Origin of the sequence: Winslowiella arboricola, assembly GCF_025527015.1 — a bacterium.
Classification (GTDB): domain Bacteria; phylum Pseudomonadota; class Gammaproteobacteria; order Enterobacterales; family Enterobacteriaceae; genus Erwinia; species Erwinia arboricola.
Map to the genome: position 1 here is coordinate 295,220 of NZ_JAODIM010000040.1, position 12,553 is coordinate 307,772.

At 55.1% G+C, this 12,553-nt stretch carries 11 protein-coding genes; 2 read left to right on the top strand and 9 right to left on the bottom strand.

Annotated features, from left to right (window positions below; all coding sequences use genetic code 11):
* Window positions 1-102 precede the first annotated feature (102 nt).
* The 6 genes from N5923_RS11240 to N5923_RS11265 form a co-directional block, all read right to left on the bottom strand.
* Complete coding sequence (locus tag N5923_RS11240; RefSeq protein WP_267143800.1) at window positions 103-1,431, bottom strand: NAD(P)/FAD-dependent oxidoreductase; 1,329 nt, start codon at window positions 1,429-1,431, stop codon at window positions 103-105.
* Window positions 1,432-1,455: 24 nt separating this feature from the next.
* Complete coding sequence (locus N5923_RS11245) at window positions 1,456-2,337, bottom strand: ABC transporter permease (protein WP_267143799.1); 882 nt, start codon at window positions 2,335-2,337, stop codon at window positions 1,456-1,458.
* Window positions 2,338-2,347: 10 nt separating this feature from the next.
* Window positions 2,348-3,298, bottom strand: coding sequence for an ABC transporter permease (locus N5923_RS11250; RefSeq protein ID WP_267143798.1), 951 nt, complete (start codon window positions 3,296-3,298; stop codon window positions 2,348-2,350).
* Window positions 3,299-3,319: 21 nt separating this feature from the next.
* Window positions 3,320-4,984 carry a peptide ABC transporter substrate-binding protein gene (locus N5923_RS11255; RefSeq protein ID WP_267143797.1) on the bottom strand — a complete coding sequence of 555 codons (1,665 nt, stop codon included), beginning with the start codon at window positions 4,982-4,984 and terminating at the stop codon, window positions 3,320-3,322.
* Window positions 4,985-5,031: 47 nt separating this feature from the next.
* Window positions 5,032-6,363, bottom strand: coding sequence for an NAD(P)/FAD-dependent oxidoreductase (locus N5923_RS11260; protein WP_267143796.1), 1,332 nt, complete (start codon window positions 6,361-6,363; stop codon window positions 5,032-5,034).
* A gap of 112 nt (window positions 6,364-6,475) precedes the next feature.
* On the bottom strand, window positions 6,476-6,982 hold the full coding sequence (locus tag N5923_RS11265) for a MarR family winged helix-turn-helix transcriptional regulator (RefSeq protein WP_267143795.1): 507 nt from the start codon (window positions 6,980-6,982) through the stop codon (window positions 6,476-6,478).
* 286 nt (window positions 6,983-7,268) lie between these two features.
* Between N5923_RS11265 and N5923_RS11270 the strand changes: the two genes are divergently transcribed.
* A complete protein-coding gene (locus tag N5923_RS11270; RefSeq protein WP_267143794.1) occupies window positions 7,269-8,900 on the top strand; it encodes an ABC transporter ATP-binding protein in 1,632 nt (543 codons plus the stop codon).
* Between the two features lie 315 nt (window positions 8,901-9,215).
* On the opposite strand, the gene N5923_RS11275 is transcribed toward N5923_RS11270, so the two are convergent.
* The 3 genes from N5923_RS11275 to N5923_RS11285 are packed head-to-tail and all read right to left on the bottom strand — an operon-like array spanning window position 9,216 to window position 11,483.
* Window positions 9,216-10,319: a M20 peptidase aminoacylase family protein gene (locus tag N5923_RS11275; RefSeq protein ID WP_267143793.1), complete on the bottom strand. Its 1,104-nt coding sequence runs from the start codon at window positions 10,317-10,319 to the stop codon at window positions 9,216-9,218.
* Window positions 10,320-10,348: 29 nt separating this feature from the next.
* Window positions 10,349-10,822 (bottom strand): YjiG family protein, encoded by a 474-nt coding sequence (locus tag N5923_RS11280; RefSeq protein WP_267143792.1) that lies wholly within the window; start codon window positions 10,820-10,822, stop codon window positions 10,349-10,351.
* Window positions 10,812-11,483 carry a nucleoside recognition domain-containing protein gene (locus N5923_RS11285; protein ID WP_267143791.1) on the bottom strand — a complete coding sequence of 224 codons (672 nt, stop codon included), beginning with the start codon at window positions 11,481-11,483 and terminating at the stop codon, window positions 10,812-10,814. Before N5923_RS11285 ends, N5923_RS11280 begins: the two co-directional genes overlap by 11 nt.
* 526 nt (window positions 11,484-12,009) lie before the next feature.
* Between N5923_RS11285 and ftnA the strand changes: the two genes are divergently transcribed.
* Entirely contained in the window at window positions 12,010-12,522 is a 513-nt protein-coding gene (gene ftnA / locus N5923_RS11290; RefSeq protein ID WP_267143790.1) for a non-heme ferritin, read from the top strand.
* Window positions 12,523-12,553 lie beyond the last annotated feature (31 nt).

The window sequence follows — 12,553 nt, forward strand, 5'->3', positions numbered from 1 at the left end:
CAAAATTAAACCAGACAGTTACGGGCGGCGAAAACGCCGCCCCTACAGGCGATTTGTTGTCGGGGCGGCGTTCCCGCCGCCCGAACTAATGACGATGCAGATCTATAACCAGTGCTGCGCCTTAATCGCTTCGCCATCGCTGAAGCGGCTAAAGCGGAAAGCCCTGGCATCAACGGATGTCGTGCTGCTGGTCACCAGATCCGCCATAAGCTGGCCCGCGCCTGGCGCAATACCAAACCCATGGCCGGAGAAACCGGTGGCCAGGAACAGACCAGGATGCGAATCGATAGCGGAAATCACCGGGATCGCATCCGGCATGGTATCGATTAGGCCTCCCCAGCTCTGCTCAATCGCTACCGATGCCAGACCCGGCAGGGTATCCACCAGATTCTGCCGGATCGCGCGGACCACCCGGGCTTCCGGGTGTGGATCGAGCACGCGAATACGTTCATACAGCGAGATTTTATCCGGCTCACCGGCACGCCAGCGCGTCAGCTCTTCCCAGAAGCGACTGCCCAAACGCAGATTGATACTCTGGCGCTCTTCCCGGTAAGCGGGCATATACAAGCGGCTAAAACGCACGCTGTCCGGCGTCAGATCGGTAATACTGGTGGCGGAACTGGCAACGGTCAGCCCCTGATCGCGGCGTTTACGTATCGCCACTTTGCCGAAGCTGACGCAGATCCCCGGATCGTAATCGGTCGGGCTGGTGCGAAATACCGCACTCAGTACTTTTAATTGTGGCAGCGTCAGACCGCAACCCTGCATCAGCAGACGCGACCAGGCGCCACCGGCTACCACCACCGCACGACAGCGGATGATCCCACGTTCCGTCACCACTTCACTGACCTGCCCCGCCGCCTGTTCGATACTGCGTACTGCACAGTGCTGTTGCAGATTTAACCCCAGATCTTTCGCCGCCATCACCATCGCCGGAGCCGCTTTTTGCGGTTCTGCACGCCCATCCAGTGCGGTAAACAGCGCGCCGTTAAACGCCCCCTGCAGATCGGGAAAACGCGCATGCAGCTGATCGCTATCCAGTAACTCGCTATGAATATCGTGCTGCCGCGCCTCTTCACGCCACTGCTGATGACGCTGCCACTGCTTCTCGCTGCGCGCGGCATAGGCAATACCGGTCACACTAAAGCCGGTTTCGCGCCCCAGCCGCTGGTTCATCCCTTCCCACAGCTGCATACTGAGATTGATCAGCGGCAACTCACGCAGATCGCGCCCGGTACGGCGACACCAGCCCCAGTTGCGACTCGACTGCTCGGCGGCCACCAGCCCTTTCTCCAGCAGCACCGTCGGCACCCCGCGTGATACCAGCGACAGCGCAGTTGCCACGCCGATAATCCCACCGCCAATCACCACCACCTCGGTTTCTTTGGGAAACTCCGCTGACGAGGTGACTAAATCCACATTTGGTCCCATATCTACCTCAGTAATTATTGCCAGTTACTCGCTGCGACTATCCAGTGCATCACGCAGACCATCACCGATACAGTTAAAACAGGTTACCGCGAGGGTAATCGCCAGTCCCGGCGCCAGCGCCAGCCAGGGCGCGCGCACCAGATATTGCTGCGCGCCATTCAGCATATTGCCCCAGCTGGGCAACGGCGGCTGAATGCCATAACCGAGAAAGCTGATATAGGCCTCCAGCAGGATGGCACGCGCCACGGTCAGGGTTGCCGCGACAATAATCGGCCCGACCACATTTGGCAGCAGCTCACGAAACATAATCCAGCGCCCCGACAGCCCCAGCATTTTTGCCGCCAGAATAAATTCGCGCTCGCGCAGAGAGCGCACTTCGGTCTCGACAATTCGCGCCACTTCCATCCAGCTGGTCACCGCGATGATCACCGTAATCATCATCGGGCTGGGTTTAAGAAACGCCGCCAGCGCCAGCAGCAGAAACACGCTGGGAAACGACAGAAACGCATCGACAATACGCATTAATACGCTACCAGGCCGTCCACCGTAATAGCCGGCGATAATGCCGATTACCGCGCCAAAGGCGATACTTAGCAGCATCGAAAAGAAGCCCACCAGCAGTGAAATGCGCCCGGCCATCAGCAGACGCGCCAGCGTATCGCGCCCTAACGGATCGCTGCCGAGGAGATGCCAGCCGGTCAGCGGCGGGGCAAAACGGTTACGCAAATCAATATGCAGATCGTCAAACGGCAGCAGCAGCGGGCCAAAGGCACAGGCCAGCTCCATCAGGATAATCAGAACCAGACCCGCGCAGGCCATACGATGACGCAGGAAACGGCGCAGCGTGCGGTTCTGCCACCAGCGCGCCGCGCCTGCGGGCGGGGCCAAAACGCCAGATACAACCATAGTCAGCTCCTTAAGCGGGACGGATACGCGGATCGACCAGCGCAGTAATAATGTCAGCCGCCAGATTGCCCAGCAGCACCAAAATCGCCGAGAACATCAGCAACCCCATCACCACCGGATAGTCACTGTAGCCAAGGCTGTCGAGGAACAGGCGCCCCATGCCGGGCCAGGTAAAGACGGTTTCCGCCACCAGCGCGCCGCCAAGGATCGTCGGCAGCTGCATACCGGCCAGCGCAATCATCGGCAGCATCGCGTTGCCGACCACATGGCGCAGTAAGACCCGGCGCGGCGCCAGCCCCTTGGCGCGCGCGGTTTTAACAAAGTCCTGATTGATGGTCTCCAGCGTGGCGCTGCGCATATAGCGGCTCCATACCGCGACATCGACAAAGGTCAGCACCATCACCGGCAGCACCAGATGGTGCAGCACATCCAGCACCGAGCCGTCGCCCATGGTGTACATATTGCCTGCCGGGAACCATTGCAGTTTCAGAGCAAACAAGTAGATCGCCACCAGCCCGAACCAGAAAGTGGGAATCGACAATGCAATCATCGAGGCCATAGTCGCCACCTCATCAAACAGGCTGTAGCGTTTGACCGCGCTTTTAACCCCCACCCAGGCGCCAATACCGATCGCCAGAATGGTTGAGGTCACCATCAGCAGCAGGGTGGCGGGCAAATGGGAAAAGATCACCGCCAGCACTGGCTGACCATCGCGATAAGATCGTCCCCAGTCGCCGCGCAACAGATGGGTCAGCCAGTCAAAATATTGTACCGGCAGCGGCCGGTTCAGCCCCATTTGCTCCGCCAGACGATCCAGCGCCTGCTGACTCATGCCAGGCGTCAGGGCGTATTGCGACAGCGGGCCGCCAGGGGCCAGTGTCAGCGCCGCAAAGCCAATCAGCGACACCAGAAACAGCAGCACCACACTCTGGCCTGCACGTCGTAGCAGAAAGTTCAGCATATAAGTCCTCTCCTGCAGCGGTTACGCCCAATACCAGGTTCCCACATTCCAGCTGTCGATACGCACATTGACGTTCGGAATCACATTGCTGGCGCCCTGCTTATGCCCACGTACATTGGCAAACGGGAACAGCGGCAGGAACGGCATATCCTGACGCACGATCTCCTGAATTTTCAGATACACCGCTTTGCGTTCCTCCGGGACAAACAGCTTGCTGCCCTGCGTCAGCAGATCGTCAACCTGCTGGCTCTGATACTGGAAAGTATTCTGCCCCGCGCCGCCTTTCGCCGGAATTGAACTGGAGCGCAGATAGTCGGAGGTATCAGGATCGGCGCCGGTAAGGAAACTCATGCCGACAATCACGCTGTCGAATTTCGACATCATCCAGTATTCGCCCCACATCACCGCCGGTGGCAGGTTGGCGATTTTCATCTCCATACCAATTTCCTGGAAGGTCTGCTGCAGGAACTGCTGCGTCTGTTCACGCAGATGGTTGCCCGCGGTAGTGGAGTTGGTAAACGCTAAACGCACGCCATTTTTCTGGCGGATACCATCGGAACCCGGTTTCCAGCCCGCCTGATCCAGCAGCGCCCTGGCTTTATCGAGGTTAAATTCATGTTTTGGCAGCGCCGGATTGTAGTAATAAGAGCCGAGCGGCATATAGGTTTCGGTGGGTTTCGGCAGACCGTAATAGAGTGAGTCGATAATCGTCTGTTTATCGATGGCGTAGTAGATCGCCTGGCGCACCGCCAGCTCCTGAAACTGCGGACGGCCAAGGTTAAAGGCAAAGTTTTCAATAGTGGCGCTGGAGGAAACATCCACCTGTTTACCAGGCAGTTTTTTCGCCTCGTCGTAGTGATCGGCGGAAATCCACTGTAAGCCCACCACATCAATATCGCCGGAAGCGAACTGGGTATACATCACATTGAGATCGGGAATGTATTTATACACCACGCGGTCGAGATACGGGCCTGACTTAAAGTAGTCGGTGTTGGCCGCCAGTTCGATATGATCGCCCGGTACCCGCTGCACCCATTTAAATGGCCCGGTGCCGATCGGCGCATTATTAAATGGCGCGCTGTTTTTATCTTTTACCGCGCCGAGAATATGCTGCGGCACAATAAAGGTCGACGCCAGAATCGCCGGATAGGGCGCGAAAGGTTTCTCCATTCGCCAGCTGATTTCCGTTGGTGAAATCACTTTAATATCGCGCACCAGGTCATGACCGGTTTTACGCCAGCTGCGGAAATCAGGATCCACCAGCATTTCAAGGGTGAACTTCACATCTTCGGCGGTAAAAGGCTGGCCGTCATGCCACTTCACCTTGTCGCGCAGCTTGATATGGAACTGTAAACCATCTGCGGAGATGCCGCCGTTCTCCACCGTCGGTACCTCCAGCGCCAGCGAAGGGATAAACACCCCTTTGTCATCAATGGCAAACAGCGGGTCGAACACGCTGAAGTGAATCCCTTCATCCACTTCAATATGCGGCATATGCGGGTTAAATACCGTTGGCTCCTGAGAAAAGCCGATCACCATCTGACCTTTGCGCTGCGGCGTCACTGCCGCCTGCGCCATACCGATACCAAACAGATTGGGCAGCGCCAGCGAGGCGGCGCCCGCCGCCATATACACCAGCGCCTGGCGCCGGGAGAGATGCAGCCTGTCGTTAAACTTGTTGGTCATCTGGATTCCTCTGGTTAGGTTTAACTGCCTTTCAGCGCACAGCGCAGTCAGACACCGCTGAGAATGTCTATTTTTGAGCCATCAGAAAAACGGGAAAAACGGAATGCATGGGGGTCAACCACTGGCGTACGTCCCAGCACCAGATCCGCCATCAGGCGTCCTGCCGCCGGGCCAATACCAAAACCATGGCCGGAAAAACCGGTGGCGATAAAGAAGCCAGGCTGGCTGTCGACCGCCGATATCACCGGCACCGCATCCGGCACCACATCGATACAGCCCGCCCAGTACTGAGCGATTCTGGCTTGACGAAATAGCGGGAAATAGTGCTGCAGCTTATTCAGCGCGCCGTCGGCCATCGAATATGACGGCAGCGGATCCAGCACCCGGCAATACTCAAATGGCGACGCCTGATCCATACGCCAGTTGCGACTGAGACGCGCTTCATCAAAGAATCGGCCGCCAAGCCGCAGGCGCAACGCGCGCCACTCACTGCGCAGCGCCGGGAAAAAATGAGTGGCATAACGGAAAGAGTCAGGAACGATATCGGCGATATTGGCATGGCCATTCGCCACGGTATACCCACCGTCCTGACGTTTGCGAATGGCGAAATCATGGCACCACAGCGCCTCTTCCGGCCCGGCGCTAATTGGCGCGGTACGAATCACTGTGTTCATTACCTTTAACTGCGGCAAGCGGATACCATGGCGTGCAGTAAACAGCGACGACCAGGCGCCACCCGCCAGTACTACGCTCTGGCAGGCGATTTCGCCGCGCTCGGTGATCACCGAGGAAACCCTGCCCGCCTGAGTTTCAATGCCGCGCACCGCGCATTCCGTCAGGATAAAAGCGCCTTTGCGCCGTGCGGCTTCGGCAATCGCCGGCGCCACTTTCTGCGGTTCAGCGCGCCCATCTTCCGGCGTATACAGTGCGCCCTTAACCGGCAAACTGGCGGCAGGAAATTTTTGTCGGAACTGGCCTGCGTCCAGCATCTGCGAACTGACCGGATAATCCCTGACCTGCTCCAGCCACTGCTGATTCTGTTGCAGCTGTTGCTCATCGTGACAGGCAAATACAATCCCCGCCCGGGTGTAGCCGGTATCGGCTTCAATGCGGCGATCGAGGTTTTGCCAGATCGACAATGCTTCGGCCATTAACGCCACTTCGCGCGGGTCGCGGCGGGAAATACGCACCCAGCCCCAGTTGCGGCTCGACTGTTCATGGCCAATCTGGCCCTTTTCACAAAGCGCGACGCGGATGCCCTGCTCCGCCAGTTCCAGTGCGGTCGAGACGCCAATAATACCGCCGCCGATCACCACCACATCAACACTTGCAGGTAAATCGTTATCGCCATAAACAGGCACCACACGTGGACCAGGCATAAGCTGACTCTTCCGAAAGTTGTATTATTTACCCGGATAATATCGGCTGGCGCGTTATTTATCCGGCAGCAGGTTAATGTGTTAAAAAATAGTTAAATTTCCAGCCATAGCGCTAATAGAGCAAATAATTCATTTTCTGCTCACGATGGCTGTTAAGTATTTTTTTGCAGAGATTAATCATCAGAGATTTATCCTGTTCGGATATCGCATGGAAAAAATCACGATCCTGTTTCTGCGCCAGATTAATAACTTTACTGGCCAGCTTGTAACCCTGTTCGGTAAGATATAGCGCCTGCGATCGATTATCATCCGGCGCGACTTTTCGCCGCAGCAAACCCTGCAATTCCATTTTATCAATCAGTCTGCCCATCGATGAGCGGTCGCGCATAATCAGATCGGCAATGCTGGAAGGACGAATACCAGGATGGCGAGAGACAATCAGTAAGGTACTGATTTTACCGGTGCCTTTTGCCACATCAAGACCGGATAGTTTTCTGTCGAGATCGCGTGAGACGACGATATTAAGGCAACGAACAGAGAAACTTAGCAGCTGTTGCAGCCCGCCTGAATCGGTAAAGCCAGGAGGTTTATTGTCGGCTGCTCTTTCCACTTTTGTCATGGTTTCACCTCGCACAGAATAGAAGTTCTTTGCTTGCTGACTCCCGTTACATTCACAGAAAACCACATTAATGGCTTAATTGTGGCTGCAAATCGATTATTAACAGATTAGTGGACAGTCACAACTAGTTTTGCCATACGATTTTGTGATTACATGGTAAACAGCGGGTTAAATTTATGATTTCATTCCGCCATAATAAAACGATCTTATGGCGCTGGATAAGCGGGTGATAATTTGATTTCCCGGTAACCCTGTATTTCTTCTGTCACCATCAGGATAGAGGCAAATGACCATGGAACAGACCCTGACATCACATCAGCCACCGTTACTGTCGGTACGCCATTTAACGGTGTCATTACCCAAAGGGATGGATCGCGCCTGCGCCGTTGAAGATATCTCCTTTGATCTGATTGCCGGCGAGATCCTGTGCATTATTGGTGAATCCGGCTCCGGGAAATCAGTCACCGCCCATGCCGCAATGGGACTATTACCGGCAGCATTAACCGTCACCCACGGTGAAATAGTGTTAACCGGCGAGGATATCCTCACCGCTTCACCCGCTATGTTGCGCAGCCTGCAAGGCAAAACCATCGCCATGGTGTTTCAGGATCCGCTTTCGGCGCTGAATCCGATTATGACTATCGGCAAACAGATTGCTGAAGTGATGTCGGCTCACAATGTCGGCACCACTGCCAGCCGTCAGGAGAAAGTGCTGTCGCTGCTGGAAGAGGTAGGTTTGCCGGATCCCGCCAGCGTACAGCACCAGTACCCGTTTAATCTCTCAGGTGGCCAGCGACAGCGCGTAATGATTGCGATGGCGCTGGCGCTGGATCCCGATGTGCTGATTGCCGACGAACCGACCACCGCGCTGGACGTCACCACCCAGGCGCAAATTTTGCAGCTGATCCGCACGCTGCAAAGCCGTAAACAGATGAGCGTGATGTTTATCACCCATGATTTCGGCGTGGTTGAGGAGATTGCCGATCGGGTCATTGTGATGCGCAGTGGTCAGATTGTTGAACAGGGCACGGCGCGCCAGCTGTTAACCGATCCGGCGCATCCCTATACCCGCCAGCTGCTTGATGCCGTGCCACAACTGAGAAAAGCGGCGAGGTCACGCCAGGCCAACCCGCCGGTGGTGCTGAAGGTAGTGGATTTGTGTAAGACCTACCAGAAAAATAGCGGCTTCTTTAGCCGTGGCCGCCAGGTCAGAGCACTGAACAGTGTCAGCTTTACGCTGCGCAAAGGGGAAACCCTCGGTGTGGTGGGTGAATCAGGATCGGGTAAATCGTCACTGGGACGCGTGCTGGTAAAACTGCTGGCAGCAGATTCCGGGCAGATCTTTTTTGATGGCCGCGATATTGTGCCGATTAAGGAAAATGAGTTTCGTCCGCTGCGGCCGCTGATTCAGATGATCTTTCAGGATCCGTTCGCCTCACTGAATCCACGTCATACCATCGGTACGATCCTCTCGGTAGGTCCGCTGACCCATGGCGGTGTGACCCCCCATGAGGTCCGGCAAAAGGCGCTGCGGCTGCTGGCGCTGGTCGGGCTGGAACCCGGCGCTTACGAGCGTTATCCGCATGAGTTTTCCGGTGGTCAGCGCCAGCGCATTGGCATCGCGCGGGCGCTGATGTTCGATCCGTTGCTGCTGGTGGCGGATGAATCAGTTTCGGCGCTGGATGTCTCAGTGCAGGCGCAGGTGCTGGCGCTGCTGGCCGAAGTGCAACGCAAAACCCATGTCTCGATTCTGTTTATCACCCATGATCTGCGGGTCGCCAGCCAGATCTGCGATGAAATTCTGGTGCTGTATAAAGGGGATGTGGTGGAAACCGGCACGCCGGAAGCGGTATTTACCGCGCCCCAACATCGTTATACGCAAACGCTGGTCAGCGCGATCCCGGGAAGTGACCGATAAGATCGCCGTAAGCCTTAACTTTCCCGTAACGGTCTGAGGATAATTTTCAGCTCAATTCGGGCGGCGAGAACGCCGCCCCTACACAAAGCCGAAGACTGTTGCAGGGGAGACGTTTTCGGCTCCCATAATAACGAATGCCACACCTGCTATGGTGCAAATCCGCGACACGGGCGGCGAGAACGCCGCCCCTACACAAAGCCGAAGACTGTTGCAGGGGAGCTGTTCAACGAAAAACCTCAGCAATCGTTCGACGCTTAACAGAGTATCGACAATCATCCAGGCCCAGCGGTGGTGTTTAAGCCGCCCGCTATCGATTTAACCCAGCACTTTACTGACCGCCGTTTTAAAAATCTTCACGCCGATTTCCAGGGAACTGAGGTCAAAACGCATCTCAGGATGATGCAGACCCGGCGTCAGATTGGTGCCCAAGCCCCAGAATCCGGCTTTCACCTGCGGACGCTGGACGGCATAGTGGAAGAAGTCTTCGCTGCCCGGGGTGGTTTTCGGCTCGGTTAAGCCCGCCGCGCCCAGCACTTCAACAATCGACTCGCTAATCAGCGCGGTCATTTCCGGGTGAATTTCCGCCGCAGGCATCTCTTTCAGCACCACCACTTCCGCACTGGCTCCCAGCGCCGCCACACTCTGTTCGATGGCGCGGGTCACTTTTGCTTTCAGCTCATCCATTGGCGCATTGCTCTGGCTGCGCAGATCCCAGCAGACACGCGCCACATCCGGCACCGAATTGGTGACGCCCGCATCACACAGGAAACGGGTGGCCTTAGCGCTCCAGCTTAAACCCGGCGCCAGATGGATGGCATTAACCGCCTGCACCGCCATCACTGCCGCATCCAGCGCGTTGACTCCAAGATGCGGACGAGCGGCATGCGCAGGCACGCCTGTAATCGTGGCTTCAAGAGTGCTGCATGCCGAGTAGATCATCGCCGGCACCGCCTGACCCAGCGTACACTCTTCCAGCGGACGCAAATGAAAGCCCAGCAGCATATCGACATCGTCCAGCGCGCCACCCTCAACCATCGCCAGCGCCCCGGCACCCAGCTCTTCAGCTGGCTGGAACAGAATCTTCAGTCGCCCTTTTTTAACCCCGCCCTGCCGGATAATCTCCTCGGCCGCGGTCAGTACCACAGATGAATGCGCATCATGGCCGCAGGTATGACGCGCGCAGGCGACGCCATCTATCACATGGCCGAGGGCATCCATATCGGCGCGCAGCGCCAGCACCGGTCCGGGCACGCCGCTATCCAGCTCCGCCACAATGCCGGTGGTTTGATTAATATTGCGCGTCACCTTGAAGCCCGCCTGTTCCAGCGCTGTGGCGAGGTAAGCGGAGGTTTTAAACTCCTGAAAACCCAGTTCCGGGATTTCATGTAAGTAGTGGTAGTGCTGTAAAACATTCGACACGGTTGTTATCTCCTGGTGAGGGGGTAGCCTCAGGCGAAAAAGCGCATTACCACCATTGAGATGGCGGCATTCAATATGCTGGTCAGCATCAACAGCGGCCAGTATTTTTTCGGTACATCGGAAACGCCCAGCAGACGTCCCATATATTGCAGCTGCGAGCCCATCAGGAAGATCGCCGGGGCCAGAATAGTAATATCGCCGCCGGTCAGCACGCCTTTCGCCAGCAGGCTGACCGCCACGCCGGTACCGGCAGAGGAAGAGAGCCATGCGGTTAACAGTACGGTGATCGCCTCGCCGGGTAAACCAAATAACCCCATCACCGGCGCAAAGATCTGGCCGATATAGCCCATAATGCCCAGCAGGTTAAGCACTTCGGCGATCACATACGCCATCAGCACATTGGGCAGCAGATTATTAATTGCGATATGGAAGCCTTTACGCGCGCCAGTCACAAAAATATCAAACGGATTATTACTGGTAGTCGCCGGATTATTATTCGCCATGGTTGAAGTCCTTTTTATATACGCTGTTCAGTACCGCACGCACCAGCGCAGCGCCGACAAATTTCAGCACAAACATCACCACCAGTGGAATAATAATCGGCAATGTCATTGAGGCAAACAGCGCCGAGCCAATCGAGAAGTAATTATTAATCAGTCCGGCACCGGAATATTGCCAGGCACCCATCACTACCACATCTTTTTTATTAATCTGCTGACTGTCATATAACTCTTTGGTCAGCGCCGCACCCGCATCGGTGCTTTGCAGATCGGTAATTAACGCCAGCCCACATCGGCCCGGCAGACCTAATAGCGGTTTTAGTAACGGCGTTAATAATTTATGTGCGGCACGAATCGCGCCGTAATGAGTAAAAATCTCCAGCAGCCCCAGCGCCAGCATCACCGTCGGCACCAGCGACAGGGCAAACAGGAACCCGGCTTTCGCACTGACGCCGCCCGTGCCCATAAAGGTACTGCTGCTGCCCTCTTTCATGGTGCCAAAACTGCCGCCAAGGGTAGTGAAATCAAACGCCCCCAGCCACTGCATACCATCAACTTTAAAAAACAACCCGGAGAAAAACAGGATCGCGGCGATCAGCGCCAGCCAGGCCCCTTTCCCGGCGGTCCAGCTCTCAGTTTGCGGCAATACTTTTTCATCTGACATAATGCTATTCCCTGTGGCGATAAATGATGCTCAATTGTCGGTTGATAATGGAATAAAGCATCTTCTGTGCCAGAGTGGTTTTAACCGCCGGGATTGTTGCTTTCTTATACAGAGTTATCAGACAGGATATTCATTCGTTCAGGAAATGCACAATTAAGCGATCATTTTAGTGCATGATAATGGGGCGACAGCACTACGAATGTGCGTGGGGAAATAATAACCAACCGGACAATAAATAATACATTTCACCCAACATATTATCAGGCTAAATAAAGGAAAATGATCATTACCCGCCAAATATCTTTATTTATCCACTGCGCGATTTACTCACCTGCCGCCACTTATCAGTAATCCAGGCAAAAATGAGAATCAATAGCATTCAACAAGTGAAGTAATTATATTTAAAAACAAGCATCTGCATTTGCATTTTTTTCACTAAAAATATATCTCTTTGATATTTCCTGATGCATAATTCACGACTTAACCATTAAGAATAAATTCCCCTGTATAATTTTATGGAGCTGCTATGCTGACCAATGAAATGACCGCGCGGTTAAATGACCAGCTGAATCTGGAGTTCTACTCCGCCAATCTTTACCTGCAGATGAGCGCATGGTGTGGTGATAAAGGCTTTGAAGGCGCAGCTGCGTTCCTGAAAGAACATTCACGCGAAGAGATGCAGCATATGCAGCGTCTGTTTGACTATCTGGCGGATACCGGCGCGATGCCTGTGCTGGGCACCATCACCGCACCACCTGTGTCATTTAATTCGCTGGGTGAAGTGCTGAAAGAAGCTTACGAGCATGAGAAGCTGATCACCAGCAAAATCAACGAGCTGGCGCACTTCTCCATGACTTCTCAGGACTACTCCACCTTTAACTTCCTGCAGTGGTACGTCTCTGAGCAGCATGAAGAAGAGAAGCTGTTTAAATCTGTGCTGGATAAACTGGCACTGCTGGGTAACAGCGGCGAAGGTCTGTTCTTTATTGATAAAGATCTTGGCAAGATGGGCGGCGAAAATCACGGTCCGGTGACCTGATATCAGCTGGCCGGGGATACCCGGCCAGCCC